The organism is Oricola thermophila (assembly GCF_013358405.1).
GTDB lineage: Bacteria > Pseudomonadota > Alphaproteobacteria > Rhizobiales > Rhizobiaceae > Oricola > Oricola thermophila.
The window spans coordinates 59,508-79,662 of the sequence record NZ_CP054836.1 but is presented as its reverse complement, the minus strand read 5'-3'; the positions used below and the strand labels follow the sequence as shown (position 1 = coordinate 79,662).

General features: G+C 63.1%; 18 protein-coding genes. 1 reads left to right on the top strand and 17 read right to left on the bottom strand.

Annotated elements, in window-relative coordinates:
* Positions 1 to 498: 498 nt before the first annotated feature.
* The 3 genes from HTY61_RS00305 to HTY61_RS00295 all read right to left on the bottom strand — a co-directional run bounded on the left by HTY61_RS00305 (position 499) and on the right by HTY61_RS00295 (position 3,944).
* The gene (locus tag HTY61_RS00305) at positions 499 to 1,152 is read right to left on the bottom strand and encodes a cytochrome b/b6 domain-containing protein (protein WP_175274913.1); all 654 of its coding nucleotides are present in this window, start codon (positions 1,150 to 1,152) and stop codon (positions 499 to 501) included.
* Positions 1,152 to 2,780: a tetrathionate reductase family octaheme c-type cytochrome gene (locus HTY61_RS00300; protein ID WP_175274912.1), complete on the bottom strand. Its 1,629-nt coding sequence runs from the start codon at positions 2,778 to 2,780 to the stop codon at positions 1,152 to 1,154. Before HTY61_RS00300 ends, HTY61_RS00305 begins: the two co-directional genes overlap by 1 nt.
* A 195-nt stretch (positions 2,781 to 2,975) precedes the next feature.
* Complete coding sequence (locus HTY61_RS00295; RefSeq protein WP_175274911.1) at positions 2,976 to 3,944, bottom strand: SLAC1 anion channel family protein; 969 nt, start codon at positions 3,942 to 3,944, stop codon at positions 2,976 to 2,978.
* A 198-nt stretch (positions 3,945 to 4,142) separates the two neighbouring features.
* Here HTY61_RS00295 and HTY61_RS00290 point away from each other — a divergent pair, with 198 nt between their 5' ends.
* Positions 4,143 to 4,721 carry a peroxidase-related enzyme gene (locus HTY61_RS00290; RefSeq protein ID WP_175274910.1) on the top strand — a complete coding sequence of 193 codons (579 nt, stop codon included), beginning with the start codon at positions 4,143 to 4,145 and terminating at the stop codon, positions 4,719 to 4,721.
* Here the strand turns inward: HTY61_RS00290 and HTY61_RS00285 are convergent.
* The 14 genes from HTY61_RS00285 to HTY61_RS00220 all read right to left on the bottom strand — a co-directional run bounded on the left by HTY61_RS00285 (position 4,703) and on the right by HTY61_RS00220 (position 20,153).
* Positions 4,703 to 6,361: a GMC family oxidoreductase gene (locus HTY61_RS00285; RefSeq protein ID WP_175274909.1), complete on the bottom strand. Its 1,659-nt coding sequence runs from the start codon at positions 6,359 to 6,361 to the stop codon at positions 4,703 to 4,705. The two genes, HTY61_RS00290 and HTY61_RS00285, sit on opposite strands and share 19 nt — an antisense overlap.
* Before the next feature lie 94 nt (positions 6,362 to 6,455).
* Positions 6,456 to 7,244, bottom strand: coding sequence for a crotonase/enoyl-CoA hydratase family protein (locus HTY61_RS00280; RefSeq protein WP_175274908.1), 789 nt, complete (start codon positions 7,242 to 7,244; stop codon positions 6,456 to 6,458).
* Positions 7,245 to 7,248: 4 nt separating this feature from the next.
* A complete protein-coding gene (locus HTY61_RS00275; RefSeq protein ID WP_175274907.1) occupies positions 7,249 to 8,124 on the bottom strand; it encodes a hydroxymethylglutaryl-CoA lyase in 876 nt (291 codons plus the stop codon).
* Positions 8,106 to 8,780 carry a glutathione S-transferase family protein gene (locus HTY61_RS00270; protein WP_175274906.1) on the bottom strand — a complete coding sequence of 225 codons (675 nt, stop codon included), beginning with the start codon at positions 8,778 to 8,780 and terminating at the stop codon, positions 8,106 to 8,108. Before HTY61_RS00270 ends, HTY61_RS00275 begins: the two co-directional genes overlap by 19 nt.
* Positions 8,780 to 10,765: an acetyl-CoA carboxylase biotin carboxylase subunit gene (locus HTY61_RS00265; protein ID WP_175274905.1), complete on the bottom strand. Its 1,986-nt coding sequence runs from the start codon at positions 10,763 to 10,765 to the stop codon at positions 8,780 to 8,782. Before HTY61_RS00265 ends, HTY61_RS00270 begins: the two co-directional genes overlap by 1 nt.
* Before the next feature lie 2 nt (positions 10,766 to 10,767).
* Positions 10,768 to 12,375, bottom strand: a complete 1,608-nt coding sequence (locus HTY61_RS00260; RefSeq protein ID WP_175274904.1) for a carboxyl transferase domain-containing protein — start codon at positions 12,373 to 12,375, stop codon at positions 10,768 to 10,770.
* Entirely contained in the window at positions 12,372 to 12,848 is a 477-nt protein-coding gene (locus HTY61_RS00255) for a lysozyme inhibitor LprI family protein (RefSeq protein WP_175274903.1), read from the bottom strand. The genes HTY61_RS00260 and HTY61_RS00255 overlap by 4 nt, the downstream gene beginning before the upstream one ends.
* Positions 12,845 to 13,993: an isovaleryl-CoA dehydrogenase gene (locus HTY61_RS00250; RefSeq protein ID WP_487345367.1), complete on the bottom strand. Its 1,149-nt coding sequence runs from the start codon at positions 13,991 to 13,993 to the stop codon at positions 12,845 to 12,847. Before HTY61_RS00250 ends, HTY61_RS00255 begins: the two co-directional genes overlap by 4 nt.
* 7 nt (positions 13,994 to 14,000) lie before the next feature.
* A complete protein-coding gene (locus tag HTY61_RS00245; protein ID WP_175274901.1) occupies positions 14,001 to 14,615 on the bottom strand; it encodes a TetR/AcrR family transcriptional regulator in 615 nt (204 codons plus the stop codon).
* An 82-nt stretch (positions 14,616 to 14,697) separates the two neighbouring features.
* Positions 14,698 to 15,975 (bottom strand): phenylacetate--CoA ligase family protein, encoded by a 1,278-nt coding sequence (locus HTY61_RS00240; RefSeq protein ID WP_175274900.1) that lies wholly within the window; start codon positions 15,973 to 15,975, stop codon positions 14,698 to 14,700.
* Positions 15,975 to 16,808 (bottom strand): ABC transporter ATP-binding protein, encoded by an 834-nt coding sequence (locus tag HTY61_RS00235; RefSeq protein WP_175274899.1) that lies wholly within the window; start codon positions 16,806 to 16,808, stop codon positions 15,975 to 15,977. The genes HTY61_RS00240 and HTY61_RS00235 overlap by 1 nt, the downstream gene beginning before the upstream one ends.
* A 60-nt stretch (positions 16,809 to 16,868) precedes the next feature.
* Positions 16,869 to 18,101 carry an ABC transporter substrate-binding protein gene (locus HTY61_RS00230; protein ID WP_175274898.1) on the bottom strand — a complete coding sequence of 411 codons (1,233 nt, stop codon included), beginning with the start codon at positions 18,099 to 18,101 and terminating at the stop codon, positions 16,869 to 16,871.
* A gap of 80 nt (positions 18,102 to 18,181) precedes the next feature.
* Positions 18,182 to 19,255 carry a branched-chain amino acid ABC transporter permease gene (locus HTY61_RS00225; protein ID WP_175274897.1) on the bottom strand — a complete coding sequence of 358 codons (1,074 nt, stop codon included), beginning with the start codon at positions 19,253 to 19,255 and terminating at the stop codon, positions 18,182 to 18,184.
* Between the two features lie 4 nt (positions 19,256 to 19,259).
* A complete protein-coding gene (locus tag HTY61_RS00220) occupies positions 19,260 to 20,153 on the bottom strand; it encodes a branched-chain amino acid ABC transporter permease (RefSeq protein ID WP_175274896.1) in 894 nt (297 codons plus the stop codon).
* Between the last annotated feature and the right edge of the window lie 2 nt (positions 20,154 to 20,155).

The window sequence follows — 20,155 nt, the reverse complement described above, 5'->3', positions numbered from 1 at the left end:
GGGCTATCTGCTGCATGATCCCGGCCGCGCTATCGTCATGGTCCCTGGATCGGTGTCGACGCGGCAACGCCCGGCGGACATCCGATAGAGTTGCCTACGGATTGGCAGCCGAACACGCGGCACCGGATATGTACCCGTATTGGGTTCCGTTCGGGATCCTCGCGCCGTCCTCCCGGTTCGCGCATCAGCATTTCCCCGCGAAGCGGCAATCCGCACATGCCCTGCTTGATGAATGATGATCGACACACGAACAGGCGCCCGCATCGATCCGCTGCCGGTTCGCGGTTTCAGGCGCGCCCGAGCGACGGTTTCCTCATGACGGCCATGAACGTTGCTGACAGGGAGGAAAATCCGCCGGAAGGCGGACGGCCTTGAACGAAGATGAAATGATGCCGGTGCCGTTTCCGATCACCGGCAGGGCGCCCGGTAGTTCCAAGCTACGCGGCAATTTTGCCGCCGCAAGCGAATCGATGATACCGTGCGGCGGCCAGCCTTCGCCTATTTCAACCGCCCCGGTTCGTCCGCGGCAAGGTAGGCTTCCTCTTCCGGGGTCAGGTCGACCGTGTCGAAACCGGTAATCATTGGCTTCACGTGTTCCACAAAGGAGTGACCAACGGTCAACAGGTACACGTGAACGACGACAAAGGTCGCGATCAGGTAGGCAACCAGCACATGAAGGTTGGCGATAATCTGCAGCGCCAGCGAGGCATTCGGCTGATGTTCCCAGAAATTGTAGGTCAGGTATGCAATGCCTGTGACCCATATGGCCGGGAACAGGAATAGTTTCAGCGCCAGATAGGTTAGCGCCTGCAGCGGATTGTGCTTTCGCCAATAGGCCTTGCGATAGGGATGATGCGCGCCCCTGAATATGTCGAAGGCGTAAAATCTTGCCACCTTCCACAGTCCCTGCGTCGTCGGCACGTAGTGCCGCCATGTGCCGGTTGTCAGATGCCAGAATATGGCGAATACCCACAGCACGACCAAGGCGAGCGCTGTGATCGTATGCAGCATGACAGCCGGGCCGAACGGCAGCAGGTCATGCAAGCCGCGCAACCCCAACCCGGTAAACAGCAGGATGAAAATCAGTGCGGCCTGCATCCAGTGCCAGAAACGCTCGAATGCCGGGTATACCTTGACGAGACGCTCGGTCATCAGCTGCGCCCTCCCATTCTCAGAACCAGTCTCAGGATGGCATGCCCGAACACGCCGGCGATTGCCGCAAGCAGAATGGCGAGACCGATCCGGTCGACCGTTCCGCCGGGATCGCGACCAGGCATGTAGAAGCCGGCGAGCCTTGCGAGCCGCCCGTCCTCCGCGTGACAGGCCTCGCAGTCCAGCGCGTTCTCGCTTGGCGCGACCATGTGTGTGATTGGCCAGTACATGTAGGTGTCTACGAAACCGAACTCGCCCGAATAGGGTAGATCGGCCTTTTCCATCGCCGCCTCAATCGCCTTCGACCAGTCGAAGTTCGTCCAGAATGCGGTGTCTGTCTCCGGGCCGTAGACATTTGTATAGACGAGATTGTTGAGCTTGCTGTCATAGGCCTGCCGCCCCTCCATTCTCTTGAAGGGCCAGATGCGCGACTTGCCGTCGTCCGGTGATCCGGAAATGCTGTTGACCTCGACAACTTTTGTAGGGTCGATCTTCCTGTCGATGGTCGTGTACTCTACCTGGCCGTCAAACCAGGCGTAGTGGGGAACAACGTTTTCCTCCCACTCGAAATCCCCCTTGGTAGACAGGTAGGTGTGCAGCCGCTTCCCGTCGCTCTGCACGAATTCTTCCTCGCCATAGGGCTTGCCGTCCTTCAGATCCCCTGCCGTAGACCAGTCCCAGAATGTCTTGGTCGCAACACCGCCCTTGGCAAATTCGGGGATGTGGCAGGTCTGGCAAGCCACCCGGTCTATGTGGTCGTTCAGCTTAAGCCCCTTTAGCGACGCGGCCTTGTGGGGAGCCGTTCCATGGCAGGATTCGCATGTCGCCACGTCCCGCCTTTCGCCCGGCTTGCCGGTTCCGACCATGTCATGCGCGGCGACATTGTAGCGGCTACCTGCCCAGACGTGGCTGTTGGTGACATGGCAGTCGGTGCATACCATGTTCGCCCCGTCCTTCGACATGTGCACGTCGACGGACCGGTCTGGATCGTACAATGCAGACGAGAGGTCGCCGTGCTTCACGTTGTCGCCGCCGCCGCCATAGAAATGGCACTGGCCGCAATTGTCCCGATCCGGCAGTCCGACGCTCTGCGCGGCAAGATTGAGGTCTACAGGCTTGGCAGGCGCGCCGGTGATCGTCTTCGCGTTCGCCGGAACCGGCGTCAGCGGCGGATGACCGGCTGCATTGTCGAGCTTGGTATAGGTGCCGGACTTGTCGTGACACACGAGACAGTCGACCGCTGTCTCCGCCTTCGGCGGACCGTCCATCGAGCCGTCCCAGCCATAACCGGCATGACAACTCGTGCAGCGCGGCTCGTTCGATACGAGATTGCCACAAAAGGCATTGATGACCCTGCTCTTGCCAAGCTTCTGGCCGGTTGTCGGATGCGTATAGTCCCAGGTCCAGTGAATGGATTCCTGCACCTGTTCTGCAGCCTCGGTATGGCAGGCCAGACAGGCCTCGGTCACTTCAGGCCCCGACGCGAAAGGCTTTTTCAGAATTCCGAACTCGGAATGATCGGCCGTACTGCCGCTTTTGCCATCTGATTGCACCTGCGCCATGACCGGCGCGGCGTCGGTCAAAAATAGCGCCACAACCAGCGAGGGCCCCACCCTTCCGCTTCGCATCCGGCATTCTCCCTTCGATATATATCGAAAATGGAAGATAAAATGCGTTTCGGGCCGCTCGCTTTGATAAAGGTCAATTTCGAATACACCTTCTTCCGACAGCGCCCGATTTCCCGCTTCCTATCGACGGCAATGCTGAAAAACCGGAACTGTTGGCGGTGGCGGTAAGGCAAAAGAGCCCTACATTTTCGGTTCTTACTCAGGCTCGCAGATCTTGCGGGCGGCGATGGCCTGCAGGGTCTTGATCAGCAGGCCGGCGATGATGAGAACCAATGCGGTCAGGAGGAACCCGGCGACAAATTCGTGTGCAGACGTCCCCACCCTCTCCGCATAAAGAAATGACGCGATCGTCAACGCGGCAACGGGAAATGAAAGCGCCCACCACGATAGTGCAAAGGGCAACCGCCTGAACTTGCCGATCTGGGTGACAACGACTGCGGCGAAAACATAACCTGTATTGAGCAGGATGCGCGCGAAAGCATCGACCTCTCCGGTCAGCCGGTAATATGCGATGAATGCGACGGCCGGCGGTGCGATCAGGATCACCAGGGTCGGCATGAGGCGTGCCGGAAGCGGATCGTGAAAGATCAGCCGGTTCATGACCAGTGTCAGCAGCACGATCCAGAAAATCAGCCCGGCCGAGAAGAAGAGCCAGGACAGTTCCGTATATCCCAGCATGGCCCCGGTTATCGGGGCGACTGCATTGCCGACGGCGGGAATGAACCAGGCCGGGCCGAGATGGACCTGCTGGTATGACCTGTGGCCGATCCAGTTGGCGATGACGCTGAGCGTCAGGGCCGCCTGCAAGGCAGCGCCCATGATCCAGAGCGTGTCCGCCCAGCGCAGGCTATACGGCAGAACGGCGACGGAAAGCAGCAGGATCGATATGGATGCCGTCGGGAAAAAGGCAATCTTCACGGGATGTGCCCATTCCGCCACAACGGCCTTGCGGTGCTTCATATACTTGAGCGCATACAGCGCCGTGATGCTCGCCAAGATACCGACGGAGACCACGAGAACCACGGGCGAGACGAACGACGGCAGGCTGAAAGCTGTTTCTGCCGCATGGATTGCGAGTGTCAGCCCGAGCATGCCCATCACGATTGCATAGAACGTGATCGGGAAGTTCTCCAACCGATCCGCAGGGGTTTGAGCCTCGTTCATCCTCTGCTCCTGTTTTCGTACAAGACACATCCGGAATGCGTCTTTTACCATCCCGGCCCGGATTCCCATGACATCGATCAAACTGGCGCACGACATTTAGTTGCGTGACATGCTGGTCAAACCGGCACCGATTTCCGATAAGTCGTGTCAGAAGCGGGTCGCGCAATAGCCCGCGCAGTCGTTGCCGTGGAGGAGTGCATGACGACATCCGCCCCCAAGCCCGTCAGCCGGTTTTCCACTCCGGATCTTGCCGTATTGCCGGAGGATATCCGCGAACGTATCCTCGCGGTCCAGGAGAAGTCGGGTTTCATACCGAACGTGTTTCTCGCGCTTGCCCGTCGGCCCGACGAGTTTCGCGCCTTCTTTGCCTATCACGACGCACTGATGGAAAAACCGGGCAACCTGACGAAGGCCGAGCGCGAAATGATCGTCGTGGCCACGTCCAGTGCCAACCAGTGTCAGTATTGTGTCATCGCGCATGGCGCGATCCTCCGCATCCGCGCGAAGAACCCGCTGATCGCCGATCAGATCGCCGCGAACTACCGCAAGGCCGACATCACGCCGCGCCAGAAGGCAATGCTCGATTTCGCCATGAAGATCGCGCTCCGTTCCCACGAGGTTGACGACGAAGACATCGCCTTGCTCGCCGAACACGGCTTCACCGAGGAGGATGCCTGGGACATTGCCGCCATTGCAGGCTTCTTCGGCATGTCCAACAGGATGGCGAACTTCATGAATATGCGTCCGAACGACGAGTTCTACGCGCTCGGCCGCTGAGACAGGCGGCCGGTTCGGGCCCCATTGTCCTCGATAATCATGGCCGCCGCCTTCTCCGCGATCATGATCGTCGGCGAATTGGTATTTCCGGAAACGATTGTCGGCATCACCGAGGCGTCGGCAACGCGCAGGCCCTCCACGCCGAAAACCCGCAGCCGGTCATCGACAACCGCCGTCGGATCGCTCGGCAGGCCCATCTTCGCCGTGCCGACCGGATGGAATATGGTCGTGCCGATGTCGCCTGCCGCACGAGCCAGCGACTCATCATCGTCGCCGATAGCGGGACCCGGCAGATATTCCTCCGGCCTGTATGGCTGCAGTGCCCTTGTCGCCGCTATCCGCCGCGCCAGGCGGATCGAGCGCGCGGCAATCTCGCGGTCATGGTCCGCGGTCAAGTAGTTCGGTGCGATTTCCGGCTCGTCCGACGGGTCCGGAGAAACGATGCGTACATGGCCGCGGCTGTCCGGCCTCAGGTTGCACACGCTGGTCGTGATCGCCGGGAAACGGTGCAGCGGGTCGCCGAACTTGTCGAGCGACAGCGGCTGGATGTGGAACTCGAGATCGGCCCGCTCGACATCCGGCCCGGATCGTGCGAACACGCCAAGCTGCGACGGAGCCATGGTCAGCGGTCCCTTTCGAAACAATGCGTATTCGACACCCATCCAGCCGCGACGCAGGATGTTGGCGTACATGCGGTTCAGTGTCGGCACGCCATGTACCTTGTAGATAAGGCGAAGCTGCAGGTGATCCTGCAGGTTGGCGCCCACGCCCTTGCGGTCCGCGACCACGGGAATACCCAGTGATTGCAAGTGGTTGCCGTCGCCGATGCCCGAGCGCTGAAGCACCTGCACCGAGCCAATGGAGCCCGACGCCAGGATGACTTCCCTGCGTGCGGTCGCATGCCGGCGCCGGCCTTCCTGTATCCACTCCACCCCTGTCGCACGCCTGCCGTCGAAGGTCAGCCTGTCAACGACGCATCCCGTTTCCAGTTCCAGGTTCCGTCGGTGCAGCACCGGCTTGAGAAAGCCCCGCGCTGCCGACCAGCGCCGGCCGCGCTTCTGGTTAACCTGGAAATAGGCCGAGCCCTCGTTGTCGCCACGATTGAAGTCGTCGATCTTCGCGATCCCGCACTCCTCCGCAGCGTCGCGGTAGCGGTCGAGGATTTCCCATTCCACGCGCGGCGGCTCGACCCGCCATTCCCCGCCGGCGCCGTGAAACTCGCTGGCGCCCAGGTAGTGGTCCTCGTGCTTCATGAATATCGGCAGCACGTCGTCCCAGCCCCAGCCCCTCAGTCCGAGCTGCTTCCAGTGATCGTAGTCCCCGGCCTGCCCGCGCATGTAGATCATGGCGTTGATCGCCGACGAGCCGCCGATCACCTTGCCGCGAGGATAGGACAGCGCCCGCCCATTCAGCCCGGGTTCGCTGACCGTCCTGAAGCACCAGTCCGAGCGCGGATTGCCGATCGCAAAGAGATAGCCGACCGGGATATGAAACCAGATCCAGTCATCCCTGCCGCCGGCCTCAAGCACGAGGACCCGGCTTTCCGGATCGGCAGACAGCCGGTTGGCAAGCAGCGACCCCGCAGAGCCGGCTCCGACCACGATGTAGTCATAGGTGTCTTCGCTTTCGCCCTGTCGCACTGTTCCCTCCCGTCACGGACGCGGCCTGATCCACCTCGCCCCGTTGAATATCCGCCGGGATGCAGGTCGTCGCAACCTGGCTCGACGCGTGTCCTCAGCCAGCTTTCCAAGGCGGTGTCTGCCGGGAGAAGAAGGCGGCGATGCCGGCCTGCGCTTCGTCCGTCTCCCAGCGGTCGGCCAGCGCGTTCGCCGTCATTTCCGCCAGCTCCTGCGGATCCTGCCCCCCCAGCCTGCGGGCAAGCGCCTTGGCGTCCGCGACGGCGCCCGGCGCGCATTCGAGAAATGCGGAAGCCTCTTCCTCTATTGCCGCGTCGAGGCCGTCATCGGCCACCGCGCGGGCGATCAGCCCGGCGCGCAACGCGAATTCCGTGCCGAAGGGCCGCGCATTGAAGAACACCTGCCTTGCGAAGGCCTCGCCCATCTTGCGCACCACGAAGGGGCCGATCGTAGCCGGTATCAGGCCCAGCCGCGTTTCGGTCAGGCCGAATCTCGCATGGCCGGCCGCCACCGCGATGTCGCATACGGCGATCATGCCGACGCCGCCGCCATAGGCCGCGCCCTGCACCCGGGCGATCACCGGCTTCGGCAGGGCGTTCCATGCGCCAAGCATGGCGGCCAGCGCCCGCGCTTCCGCCATCTTGCCTGCACGGTCCTTCTCCGCCTGCTCGCGCATCCAGCCGAGGTCGCCGCCAGCGCAGAAGCTCCGTCCCTCCGCGGCCAGCACCACCGCGCGCACGTCGGCATCCTCACCCAGATCGCGAGCCGCCTCGTCCAGCTCGGCGATCATCCGCGCATTCATCGCATTGTGCTTGTCCGGCCTTGCCAGCGTCACCGTGGCGATGCCACGCGCGTCCCGTTCCAGCCGGATCGTTTCGAAATTCATCGTCTCACTCCCTCGACGCCGCGATCACCCTGGCCAGGTAGGCCTCGGCCTCCGCCAGCCTTTCCATGTCGATGCCGGTCTCCCAGCCCTCCGCCGTCAGCATCCTCGCCAACGCCCCGGTCGAGACATTGCCCTTCGCGCCCGGCGCATAGGGACAACCGCCAAGCCCGCCCACCGCGCTGTCGAAACAGCGCAGGCCGAGCTCCAGGCTGGCACGCACATTGTCGAGCGCCCGGTTGTTCGTGTCGTGGTAGTGGCCGGCGAGCCTTTCCGCCGGCACGGCCTGCAGAACCGCTTCCAGCATTGTCGAGACAGTTTCCGGCGTACCCTTGCCGATCGTGTCGCCCAGCGACACCTCGTAGCACCCCATCTCCGTCAGCCGCGCAGCCACGTCGCGCACGGCTCCCGGCGCGATATCGCCCTCATATGGACACGCCACCACGCAGGACACGTAACCGCGCACCGGGATCCCCGCCGCTGCCGCCGCGTCCATCACCGGCGCGAAGCGTTCAAGACTTTCGGCAATCGAGCAGTTGATGTTCTTCCGGCTGAAGGTCTCCGATGCCGCGCCAAACACCGCCACCTCGTCGGCTCCCGCCGCCACCGCCCGGTCGAAGCCTTTCAGGTTCGGCGTCAGCACCGCATAGGTCACGCCCTGCCTGCGTTTGATGCCCCGGAGCACCGCCTCTGCGTCGGCCAGTTGCGGTACCCATTTCGGCGACACGAAGCTGGTCGCCTCGATTTTCTCGAACCCGGCCTCGGAAAGACGGTCGATCAGCCCGATCTTCTGCTCCGTCGGGATGATCGCCTTCTCGTTCTGCAACCCGTCGCGCGGGCCGACTTCGTGGATGCGGACATGCTTCACGCGGGCACCTCCCATGCCGGGTAGAAATCGCGGGCATACAGCAACGCCTCGTCCTTGCCCGGAAGCGATGCCTCGAAACCGGGGCGCGCGGTGATGCGCCGGTACCAGTCGCTTGTCGCCGGGAACCCGTCGAGCTTCGCGAAATGCAGGCCCATATACACCGCCTGGCCGACCGCCACGTCGGCGGCGGAAAAACTGCTGTCGAGCAGGTGGGCGCGCCGCCCGTCCGGCCCGGCCAGCCGGGTCTCTATTGCGCCGTAGCATTTGGTCAGCCGCGCCGCCTCCAGCTTCATCACCACCGGCGAACGCATGGAATCATCGTAAAGCGCCACGTGCTGCTGCGTAAGCGCGGCGACATGCTGGCTTACGGTTTCCGCGAAGTGCATCCAGGTCAGCCATTCCGCCCGTTCGGGCTCTCCCGGCAGCCTGCCGAGACCGGCTTCGGGAAACCGCTCGCACAGATACTCCGTGATCGCCCCGCTTTCGAACATGGTGGCACCGTCGATCTCCAGCGCGGGCACCCTGCCCGCCGGTGACAGCTTCAGGTAGCCGGGCAGGCGCAGGCTCTTGTCGAACGGATGCGTTACGACCTCGAACTCCACGCCCAATTCGTGAAGCAGCCAGAGCACGCGCATGGAGCGCGTCTGGGGGCAGTGATGCAGCCGGATCATCACTCCGCCTCCTCGAAACGCAGCAACACTGCGCCGCCCTCCACCGTTTCGCCCTCGGCGCAGAAGATTTCCGCCACCCGTCCGGCGCGCGGGGCGGCCAGGCTGGTCTCCATCTTCATCGCTTCCATGACGATCAGCTTGTCGCCCTTGTCCACGGCCGCGCCTTCCTCGACATTGACCGAGCGCACGATGCCGGTCATCGGCGCCAGGATCGCATCGCCGTGTTCACCGTGATGAGCGGCCACCGCCAGCGGATCGGGCTTGAGCAGCACATGCGCCACTCCGTCGATCTGCACCGAGACGGCCGTGCCGTCGATGCCCGGATATGTGACGACATCCGCCTCGACCGCTTCGCCCGAATCGCCCCGGCGCACCCTGACCCTGGTGCCATCGCGAACGAGGGAGTGCAGGCTCACCCGCTCCGCTCCGCCTTCCAGCGCGAAGGTCCCGTCGCCCGGCACCACCAGCCGCCGCTCCACCGTTTCTCCGTCATGGACGAACCGGACCCGGTGGCTCGCCTCGCCCCACAGCCGCCAGCCGGCATGCCGCGCCGACGGATCGACGCCCAGCAAGATCACCGCCGCAAGCGCGATGACAGTCTCCGGAAGCGGCGCCTTTTCCGTCAATGCCGCCAGGTCCCGTTCGATCAGCCCCGTATCGACCGCGCCCTTCGCGAAGCCTTCATGCGCCGCCAGCGCACAGAGAAAGGCGGCGTTGGTCACGGTTCCCGCGACATGGGTTTCCCTCAAGGCGCTGCCGAGTTTCACCAGCGCTTCCCCGCGCGTCGCGCCGTGGGTGATAACCTTGGCGATCATCGGGTCGTAGAAGGGCGTGATCGCGTCGCCCGAACGCACGCCCGCGTCGTTGCGCGCGGCCTCGCTGAATTCCAGGTGATGCAGCCTGCCCGTCGCGGGCAGAAAGCCGTTGGCCGGGTCCTCCGCGTAAAGCCGCGCCTCGAAGGCATGGCCATTGATGGAAAGCACTTCCTGGCTTGCCGGAAGTTTCTCGCCCGCCGCCACGCGCAACTGCCACTCGACCAGGTCCTGGCCGGTGATCGCCTCCGTGACCGGATGCTCCACCTGAAGCCGCGTGTTCATTTCCATGAACCAGAATCCGTCCGGGCGAAGCGGCCCCGACCCGTCGGCGATGAACTCGATCGTGCCGGCGCCGCGATAGTCGATCGCCTTCGCGGCCTTTACTGCGGCATCCGTCATCGCCGCGCGCACCTCCTCGGTCATGCCCGGCGCCGGCGCTTCCTCGATCACCTTCTGGTGGCGCCGCTGCAGCGAGCAGTCGCGCTCGAACAGGTGGACGACATTGCCGTGGCTGTCGCCGAATACCTGCACCTCGATATGCCGAGGCGATGCGACGAATTTTTCGACCAGCACCCGGTCGTCGCCGAAGGCCGATTTCGCTTCCCGCTTCGCCGCTGCCAGCGCGTCCTTGAACTCCTTCGGTGAGTCGACCTTGCGCATCCCCTTGCCGCCGCCGCCGGCGCGCGCCTTGATGAGCACCGGAAAGCCGATCTCGTTGGCCTTGGCCGCCAGCACGACCACTTCCTGCGCCTCGCCGTGATAGCCCGGCACCACCGGCACGCCGGCCTTTTCCATCAGTCGCTTGGCCGCGTCCTTCAGCCCCATGGCACGGATGGACGCCGCCGACGGCCCCACGAAGACAAGCCCCGCGTTCTCCACCGCCTCGACGAAATCCGGGTTCTCCGAGAGAAAGCCGTAGCCCGGATGCACCGCTTGCGCGCCGGTCCTCTTGGCCGCGTCGATGATCCTCGCAGTATTCAGGTAGCTTTCCGAGGGGGCTGGGGGACCGATATTCACGGCCTCGTCGGCCATCTCCACGTGCATCGCCCGCGCATCGGCATCGGAAAATACGGCGACGGTCTTCACACCCATGCGGCGCGCGGTGCGGATGATCCGGCATGCAATCTCGCCGCGATTGGCGACAAGGATTTTTGCGAAAGGTGGCTTCATCGTCACATCCTGAACACGCCGAATTTCGTTTCCTCGACCGGCGCGTTGAGCGCCGCGTGCAAGCTGAGCGCCACCACGTCGCGCGTCTTGCGCGGGTCTATGATGCCGTCGTCCCACAACCGCGCCGAGGCATAGAGCGGGTGCGATTGCCGTTCGAACATCTCCAGTGTCGGCCGCTTGAATTCTTCCTCTTCCTCCGCCGACCAGGTACCGCCCTTCGCCTCTATGCCGGCACGTTTGACATTTGCCAGCACGCCCGCCGCCTGCGGCCCACCCATCACCGCGATGCGGGCATTGGGCCACATCCACAGGAAGCGCGGGGAATAGGCCCGCCCGCACATGCCGTAATTTCCGGCACCGTAGGAACCGCCGATGATCACCGTCACCTTCGGCACCGCCGCCGTCGAGACGGCCGCGACCAGTTTCGCGCCGTCGCGAGCGATGCCGCCCGCCTCGTATTTCGAGCCGACCATGAAGCCGGTGATGTTCTGCAGGAACAAGAGCGGGATCTTTCGCTGGCAGCACAGTTCGATGAAATGCGCGCCCTTCAGCGAGCTTTCCGAGAACAGCACGCCGTTGTTGGCGAGGATGCCCACCGGCACGCCCTCGACATGGGCGAAGCCGCAGACCAGCGTCGTCCCGTAGCGCGGCTTGAACTCGGCGAAGTCCGAGCCGTCGACGATACGTGCGATCACTTCGCGCACGTCATAGGGCGTCTTGGTGTCCGCCGGCACGATTCCCATGATGTCGTCGGCCGGGTAGAGCGGCGCGCGCGGTTCGGCGAGCGCGATGTTCGGCTGCGGCGCCGGCCCGAGACCCCGCACGATTTCGCGCGCCAGCGCCAGGGCATGATCGTCGTTTTCGGCGAGATAGTCCGCGACGCCGGAAAGCCGCGTATGGGTGTCGCCGCCGCCCAACGTCTCGGCATCGACCACCTCGCCCGTCGCTTCCTTCACCAGCGGTGGCCCGGCCAGGAAGATCGTGCCCTGGTTCTTGACGATGATCGTCTGGTCGCTCATCGCCGGCACATAGGCGCCGCCCGCCGTGCACGACCCCATGACCACGGCGATCTGCGCGATCCCCTTGGCGCTCATCCGCGCCTGGTTGAAGAAGATGCGTCCGAAATGCTCCTTGTCCGGGAACACCTCGTCCTGGTTCGGCAGGTTTGCACCGCCGGAATCGACAAGATAGATGCAGGGCAGCCGGTTCTCCTCGGCGATCTCCTGCGCACGCAGATGCTTCTTTACCGTCAGCGGGTAGTAGGTTCCGCCCTTCACCGTGGCGTCGTTGCACACGATCATGCAGTCACGGCCCTCGACGCGGCCGATGCCGGCGATCGCGCCGGCCGCCGGTATGTCATCCTCGTAGACGCCCGATGCCGCGAACAGCCCGATCTCGAGAAAGGGCGAGCCGGGATCGAGCAAGCCGGCGACCCGGTCGCGCGGCAGCAGCTTGCCGCGCTTGACATGGCGCTCGCGCGAGGATGCGGAGCCGCCCTGCATGATCCGCGCAGCCTCTCGGGCAATGGCTTCCCACTGCTTCTCCATCGCCTCTCGGTTGGCCGCGAATTCGGCGGAGGCATGCGCAACCGTGCTCTCGAGTATCGTCATTGTACGAAATCCTCCGACCGCGTCAGCCAATCGTCGAGTAGCAGCGCCCGTTCGGCTGCTGCATCGCGCAGGCATTTCGCCTGCCATTCGGCCGCGGCCGAACCGGAATACTGAAAGAAGAATTCGCCGGTCGCACCGCACTGCGCGTCACGATAGCGCGTCCAGCTGTCCTGTGACGCAACGACCGCTTCGGCGACCGCTTGCTTCGATCTCTGCTTCAGCAACTCGACACGGCGCTTCGCGACCTCGTTCCAGGCCGCTGCCTCGCGCGTCATGCAGTCGGCGGCGCTCCCGGCCCCTCCAGAATCCTGGCAGGAATCGGCTACAAAGCCGATGCATCTGCGCGGGTCGGCAGGGCCGGTATAGCCGACTTCGGCCAGGCAATATTCAATCTCGTCTACATCGATTTCCTGCGCCACCTGCGCGAACGCGGGAAGCGGCAGCAGCGCCAGGGCGGGAAGCAAGCGTCTCACTTGGTTTCCTCGAACAACTCGCGCCCGATCAGCATGCGGCGGATTTCGGAGGTGCCCGCACCGATCTCATAGAGCTTGGCGTCCCGCAGAAGGCGGCCGGTCGGATACTCGTTGATGTAACCGTTGCCGCCAAGACACTGGATCGCGTCGAGTGCCACCTGCGTCGCCTTCTCCGCGGCATAGAGAATGCAGCCGGCGGAATCCTTGCGGGTCGTCTCGCCACGGTCGCAGGCGGCCGCCACCGCATAAACATATGCGCGGCAGGCGTTCATGGTCGTGTACATGTCCGCCAGCTTGCCCTGCATCAGCTGGAAGGTGCCGATCGGCTGGCCGAACTGCTCGCGCTCGTGAACATAGGGCACGACCACGTCGAGCGCGGCTGCCATGATGCCGACCGGGCCGGCCGCCAGCACCACCCGCTCGTAATCGAGACCGCTCATCAGCACGTTGACGCCCTTGCCCTCCTCGCCGAGCACGTTCTCCAGCGGCACCTCGCAATCCTCGAACACGAGTTCGCAGGTGTTCGAGCCGCGCATGCCTAGCTTGTCGAGCTTCTGCGCCGTCGAGAACCCCTTGAAGTCCTTCTCGATCAGGAAGGCGGTGATGCCGCGCGAGCCGGCATCGGGGTCGGTCTTGGCATAGACGACCAGGGTGGAAGCATCGGGCCCGTTGGTGATCCACATCTTGTTGCCGTTGAGCACGTAGCGGTCGTTGCGCTTTTCGGCTCGCAGCTTCATCGACACCACGTCGGAACCCGCGCCGGGCTCACTCATGGCCAACGAGCCGACATGTTCGCCGGAAATCAGCTTCGGCAGGTATTTCGCCTTCTGCTCGGGGGTACCCCAGCGCCGGATCTGGTTGATGCAGAGATTGGAGTGGGCACCGTAGGAAAGCCCTACCGAGGCGGACGCCCGGCTGATCTCCTCGATCGCGACGCAATGGGCGAGATAGCCCATGGCCGAGCCGCCATCCTCTTCCGGCACGGTGATGCCGTGCAGGCCGAGCGCTCCCATCTTCTCCCACAGGTCCATCGGGAACTCGTTGGTTGCATCGATCTCGGCCGCGCGCGGCGCGATCTCGTCCTGGGCGAAACGACGCACCGTCTCGCGCAGCGCATCGATCTCCTCGCCGTGTCCGAAATTCATCGTCTGGTCAAACATGGACTACTCCCTCGCTCCGGCAGCCCACGCTGCCCAGTACCATTGATACGTAGATATCCTCGATTCTCGCCTGCGACAGCCGCCCGCCCGAACGGTACCAGGTGTTCACGCCGGTGATCATGGCGAGGATCGCCATCGCCGCGACATGCGGGTCGGCGATGTCGAAGACGCCGTCGTCCATGCCGCGCCTGAGAATGTCCTTGAGTATGGTCTCGTAGCGCCCCCTGAGCCGGCTGATTTCCCGCAGCCCCGGCTCTTCCAGCGAGCGCAGTTCCATGTAGGAGATGAAGACCTCGTCCGGCCGCTTGATGTGGTAGCGGATGTGGAACCGCGCGAAATGTTCCAGCGCGGCGACAGGATCGCCCTCGGGCCTGTCCTCCGCCTCCCACGCCTCCAGCAACTGCACCATGTGATCGCGCATGATGTCGACCAGCAACTGCTGCTTGTTGGCATGATAGCGGTAGAGGGAACTGGCCTGGACTCCGACACGGTCGGCGATCTGGCGCATTGAAACAGCCGCATAGCCCTCGCGCGCAAAAAGCGCCAGGCTGGTTTCGCGGATTGCCTGCGCCGTCACTTCGCCGTTGGAGCCTGCGGTTCGCGCCACGTCCGGCCTCATTAATTAAAAGAACGTTCGTTTAATTACTATTTCCGCCAATGCCGGTCAACTTCTGGCCGTTAGACAATCTCTAGCGAAGATCCACGATCACCTTGCCGTCATCCGGCACGGTGCCAGGCGGCACGATCGAGATGTTCGTTCTCAAATGGCAGAGATCGCGGAATGCCTGTGCCAGCTGTTCCTGCATCGCTGCCCCGTCACCGAGGATGAAATCGGGCTCGAACTCGCAGAACAGCATGATATCGTCCTTCTCGTTCGAGCGATCTATTACCAGCCGCGCCCGCGACAGCCCTTCGATCTGTGTCGTCAATGCGTTGATCTGGCTTGGTCGCACGAACATGCCGCGCACCTTCGCCGCCTCGTCGGACCGGCCGAGCCAGCCGCGCAGAACCGCTCCGGTACGCCCGTCCACCTGCTCTTCCTCGACAAAGGCCGAAAGGTCCCCCGTCCCGAAACGTATCAGCGGATAATCGCTGCGAAGCGTCGTGACCACAACCTCGCCGACTTCTCCGAATGGCATCGCCTTGCCGGTTTCCGGGTCAACGATTTCCACGATGATGTCCTCGTCGACGATCATGTGTCCGGTCGGACGCGTTTCATATGCAATCAGGCCGAGTTCCGCGGTCGCATAGCATTGCAGCGCCCGGATGCCGGAAGCATTGAAAAAGGCGCGCAGGCCCGACGTCAGCGCGCCCCCGGTGACCAGTGCCTTTGTGAACGGTATCCTGCCGCGATCGGATTTCTGGTAAGCCTCCACGAGCACCTTGAGAAAGTCCGGCGTGCCGCAATAGGCGTTCGCGCCGTACTGGGCGATCGCCAGCAACTGCTGTTCTATCGGGCCGTTGCCCGCCGGAATGACCGAACAGCCGATCTCCCGGGCCCCGGAATCGAGAATCCACGCACCCGGCGTCAGGTGGTAGGAGAAGGTATTGTGGATGATGTCCCCCGGCTCGAAACCGACGGCCCGCATCGCCCTGCCTACCCGCCAGAAATCGGCTGTCAGAAATCCCGGCTCGTGGATCGGTCCCGGCGAGACGAACAGGTAGTCGGACCGGCTCGCCTCCGCCATGATCCCGCCGAACGGCGGCCGTGCGGCCTGGATGTCGATCAGGTCGTTCTTGCGCAGGATCGGCAGCTGTTCGAGATCGGCCGGCCCCCCGATGCTCGTCGGGTCCACGCCCGCGAATGCCTTGGCATAGTAGGGGCCTTCCATTGCGGCAACGAGCACTTCCCGCAGGCGGGAAAACTGCTCCGCCTGCCGCTCGGCGACGGGGCGTGTCTCGCGCGGATCCGGTGCGGAGATACCCGCATCGCCGCCGGATTTCGATTTCTGGATCGCATTGCTCATTACAGCCACCGCTTGCGACGCTTGAAGGATTTGATGTTCTTGAAGCTTTTCCGCTCTCCGCCGCCGCCGAGGTAGAATTCCTTGATGTCCTCGTTCTCGCGCAGCTCTTCGGCCGTGCCGTCGAGAACGATCTTCCCGTTTTCCATGATGTAGCCATGCTTGGCGCAGTTCAGCGCCATCGCCGCATTCTGCTCGACCAGGAGGATGGTCACGCCGAAATCCTCGTTTAGTTTCTTGATGATGCCGAACACTTCCTTGACCAGCAGCGGCGAAAGCCCCATCGACGGCTCGTCCATGAGGATCAGTTTCGGTCGCGCCATCATTGCCCGCCCGATGGCCAGCATCTGCTGCTCGCCGCCGGAGAGATACCCGGCCAGGCCCTTGCGTTCCCTGAGCCGGGGAAAATACGAGTAGACCAGATCGATGTCGTCCTTGATGCCCTTGTCGCTGCGCGTGAACGCACCGAGCTTCAGGTTCTCGAGAACGGTCATGTCCTGGATGATCCGGCGGCCTTCCATGACCTGGAAAATGCCCTCGCGCACCGTTCTCTCGGGATCCTGGTGACTGATCGTCCGGCCGTCGAACGTGATCGAACCGCGCGTGATCTCGCCGTCCTCGGATTTCAGCAAACCGCTGATTGCCTTCAGCGTCGTCGACTTGCCGGCTCCGTTCGCGCCAAGAAGCGCGGTGATCGAGCCGCGTTCCACGTCGAGGCTCAGGCCGCGCAGCACGAGCACGTATTCATTGTAGACGACCTCGATATTGTTGACCGACAGGAGGATGTCGGAGTTGTCGTCCGGTCTCTTGTCTGTATCTGGCGCTGCCTGCAACATTGTCCCTGGCCTTCGGTTTGGTGGATGCCTCCGCCCGAGGGCGGAGGCAGGTGTCAACGATCAGTAGCCAATCCAGTCGTCGCGCCGCGGCAACTCGACCGTGGCGATCTGTTCGATCTGTGCCTTTCCGTCGACTGCGGAACCGCGATTCACCGACACGATCGTCGTGCCGCGATGGTCTTCGGCCGTCCAGGTCGAGGGCACGCATACCCCCTCGAGTCCCTCGGGAACCCAGTCGGCCGTGGCGTACATGCCCTGCTTGATGTTCTCGCCGGTGATGCCGCCATTGGCCTTCGCCCATTTCATGGCTTCCACCATGTAGAAGGCCGAGCAGATGCCGCGGATGTAGTGATGGGTCGGTTTCTCCGACTTGTCCGAGGATCCCTCCTCGTAGATCTTCCTGACCAGTTCCATGCCGGGCGCTTCCGCACCCCAGAACGGCGAGGCCGACGGGAAGATGTAGTTCTGCGCGTTCGAGGCCTCGATGGTCTTGTAGTCGCCACCCCAGATATTGGCCATGTAGGTCACGTCCGTTCCGACCGTGCCGCATGATGCGAGGAGCGACACCACCGATCCGCCGAGATTGCCTATGAAGGCATAGTTGGCGCCGCTGTCCTTGATCGACAGGCACTGCGCCTTGAAGTCGCCCGGGGCCATCGGCACCACGACCGGCGGCAACACCTCGAAGCCGAGCTCCTCGGCATATTCCGCACAGGCCTGTTTCGGCGCGTTGGGATAGGGATGATTGTCACCCGTATGCAGGAACTTGGGTTTCTCTATCCCTTTTTCCTTGGCGTCGTCGGCAGCCCATTGCACCATGGCGCGGCAGCCGTCGGAGTAGCTGGGCCCGTAGAAGAAATTGTAGGGCGCAGGCTTCTCCGTGTTCGGATTCTTGCCGGTCGGATCCGTCAGATGACCCGAATAGGATGCGGACCAGACCGGGATCTTGTCCTTGGCGACAAAGGTGATCAGCGCCTCCGTATCGGCCGTGCCCCAGCCCTGCATGGCGACCATGTTGTTGCGCGATGTCCATCGCTTGTAGGTCGCGATGGCCTCGGGCACCTTGTAGGCGTAGTCGACCTGTTCCAGCTCGATCATCGTCCCGTCGATGCCGCCATGCGCATTGACGTAGTCGATGGCGTCCTTGACGCCCGGACCGTAGGTCTTTCCGACGAAGCCGGTCGGGCCCGTGTAGTCCACGAGGTGGCCGACGAACACGCTGTCGGCAAGCGCCGCCGGGGACAGGCCGGAAGCCAGCGCAACGGCAACTGCGGTTGATAACAATCTTCTCATCTCAATCCTCCCGGATACGTGGCGGCGCATCATGTACCGCCGGTTGTTTCCCGCCCCTCCTCCGGTGCGGGTAGAAATCGTCAGTAGCTGAAGGGATAGAGCTTCCACGACTGACGAATGAGTTTCACCCGGTGGGCAAGCCCCTCGGGTTCGAAGATCAGGAACAGGATGATGGCAGCACCCACCGACATCTCCTTGATGTAGGCCTGGCCGGACGAGAACGTGGCCAGCGTTTCCGGGAACATCGCGAACATGCCGCTCGTCAGCGCCTCCATTACCTGCGGCAGCAGCACGATGAAAGCGGCGCCCAGCATGGTGCCCATCACCGATCCGAGCCCGCCGATGATGATCATCGCCAGGAACTGGATCGACAGCAGGATGGTGAAGCCTTCCGCGGAGACATATCCGAGATAGTGACCGAACAGTGCGCCACCGAGCCCGGCGAAGAAGGAGGAAACCCCAAAGGCCAGGATGCGGTACTTCGTCAGGTTGATGCCCATGATCTCGGCGGAAAGATAGTGATCTCGCACCGCCACAAGCGCCCGACCGTCCCGGCTGCGCTTCATGTTGGCCACCGCGACCAGCGACAGGATGGTCCAGAACAGGACGAGGTAGTAGTAGCGCTCGTCGCTGTCGAAGGCGAAGCCGAAAAGGCTCACGGTATCGGCAAGCGACCCCGACGATCCGCCGGAAAACCAGTCCGCGCGGGCAAAGAAATCCTGCAGGATGAACTGGGAAGCAAGAGTTGCGATCGCCAGGTACAGTCCCTTGATGCGCGCGGCCGGGATGCCGAAGATCATGCCGATCGCCGTTGTCATGAATCCGGCAAGCGGAATCGTGAGTATGGCCGGGATGCCGGTGGTCGAGTTCAGCCACGCCGACGAGAACGCGCCAAAGCCGAAGAAGGCCGCATGGCCGAGGCTGATCTGCCCGGTCATCCCGACCAGGATGTTCAGACCGAGTGCCGCGATGCCATAGATCCCGATCAGGATCAGCAGGCTGATTATGTAGCCGTCGAGTACGAGCGGACCGAGCAGCAGGACGCCAATTGCGATGAACGTCCAGATGCCGATCCACTTGGTCTGAAGCAGGTACTGGTCGGCCTTGTAGGTGGTGCGGAAATCGCCGCAGGGACGCAGGGAAGTCGTCGCCATGACTTCAGATCCTCTCGATGTCTTTGGTGCCGAACAGCCCGTAGGGCTTGATCATCAGGATGACGATCAGCACGTAGAAGGGAGCGATCGTGAACAGGTTGCCCCAGTTCAGGAACTGGCCGTCGATGAACTCGGCGAGGTTTTCCAGCACCCCGATGATGATGCCACCGACAACGCCTCCGATGATCGAGTCGAGACCGCCGAGGATCACCGCCGGGAACACCTTGATGCCGATGATCGCGAGCGACGAGGAAACCGAGTTGACCAGGCCGATCACAATGCCGGCGATGCCCGACACGACCGCCGAGATCGCCCACGCCATCGCGAAGACCTGCTTGACCGAGATGCCGAGGCTCTGTGCGACCTGCTGGTCGAAGGCTGTGGCCCGCATCGCCAGGCCGCACTTGGAGAACCGGAAAAACGCGTAGAACGCCCCCATGATGACGACCGACATAGCGAGGCTCATTATGTAGGCGGTCTCGACATTCAGGCCGAAGATCGCGATGCTCTCGGTCTCGAAGACGGGCGGGAACCGCTCTGCGGAGTTCCCGAAGATCCAGTTCATAAGCGCTTGCAGGAAGATCGACAGCCCGATCGTGACCATGATCACGCTGATGATCGGCTCGCCGATCAGCGGCCGGAGTATCACGACCTGCAGCAGGATGCCGAACAGCGTCATGAAGACCAGCGTGAACAGGAACGCCAGAACGAACGGCATCTGCATGTCGGTGACGAACCACAGGCAGACCCACCCGCCGAGGACGAGGAACTCGCCCTGCGCGAAGTTCACCACCTGCGTCGACTTGTAGATCAGCACGAAGCACATCGCGACCACGCCGTAGAGCATGCCGACGATGAGGCCGTTTACGACGAGTTGCGAGAGAAGGGCCCAGTTCATCG

What these genes read in the sequence shown, in the direction of transcription:
- HTY61_RS00305 (WP_175274913.1), bottom strand. Translation starts at nt 1,152, where the DNA reads ATGACCGAGCGTCTCGTCAAGGTATACCCGGCATTCGAGCGTTTCTGG.
- HTY61_RS00300 (WP_175274912.1), bottom strand. Translation starts at nt 2,780, where the DNA reads ATGCGAAGCGGAAGGGTGGGGCCCTCGCTGGTTGTGGCGCTATTTTTG.
- HTY61_RS00295 (WP_175274911.1), bottom strand. Translation starts at nt 3,944, where the DNA reads ATGAACGAGGCTCAAACCCCTGCGGATCGGTTGGAGAACTTCCCGATC.
- HTY61_RS00290 (WP_175274910.1), top strand. Translation starts at nt 4,143, where the DNA reads ATGACGACATCCGCCCCCAAGCCCGTCAGCCGGTTTTCCACTCCGGAT.
- HTY61_RS00280 (WP_175274908.1), bottom strand. Translation starts at nt 7,244, where the DNA reads ATGAATTTCGAAACGATCCGGCTGGAACGGGACGCGCGTGGCATCGCC.
- HTY61_RS00275 (WP_175274907.1), bottom strand. Translation starts at nt 8,124, where the DNA reads ATGGGAGGTGCCCGCGTGAAGCATGTCCGCATCCACGAAGTCGGCCCG.
- HTY61_RS00270 (WP_175274906.1), bottom strand. Translation starts at nt 8,780, where the DNA reads ATGATCCGGCTGCATCACTGCCCCCAGACGCGCTCCATGCGCGTGCTC.
- HTY61_RS00265 (WP_175274905.1), bottom strand. Translation starts at nt 10,765, where the DNA reads ATGAAGCCACCTTTCGCAAAAATCCTTGTCGCCAATCGCGGCGAGATT.
- HTY61_RS00260 (WP_175274904.1), bottom strand. Translation starts at nt 12,375, where the DNA reads ATGACGATACTCGAGAGCACGGTTGCGCATGCCTCCGCCGAATTCGCG.
- HTY61_RS00250 (WP_487345367.1), bottom strand. Translation starts at nt 13,993, where the DNA reads ATGAATTTCGGACACGGCGAGGAGATCGATGCGCTGCGCGAGACGGTG.
- HTY61_RS00240 (WP_175274900.1), bottom strand. Translation starts at nt 15,975, where the DNA reads ATGAGCAATGCGATCCAGAAATCGAAATCCGGCGGCGATGCGGGTATC.
- HTY61_RS00235 (WP_175274899.1), bottom strand. Translation starts at nt 16,808, where the DNA reads ATGTTGCAGGCAGCGCCAGATACAGACAAGAGACCGGACGACAACTCC.
- HTY61_RS00230 (WP_175274898.1), bottom strand. Translation starts at nt 18,101, where the DNA reads ATGAGAAGATTGTTATCAACCGCAGTTGCCGTTGCGCTGGCTTCCGGC.
- HTY61_RS00225 (WP_175274897.1), bottom strand. Translation starts at nt 19,255, where the DNA reads ATGGCGACGACTTCCCTGCGTCCCTGCGGCGATTTCCGCACCACCTAC.
- HTY61_RS00220 (WP_175274896.1), bottom strand. Translation starts at nt 20,153, where the DNA reads ATGAACTGGGCCCTTCTCTCGCAACTCGTCGTAAACGGCCTCATCGTC.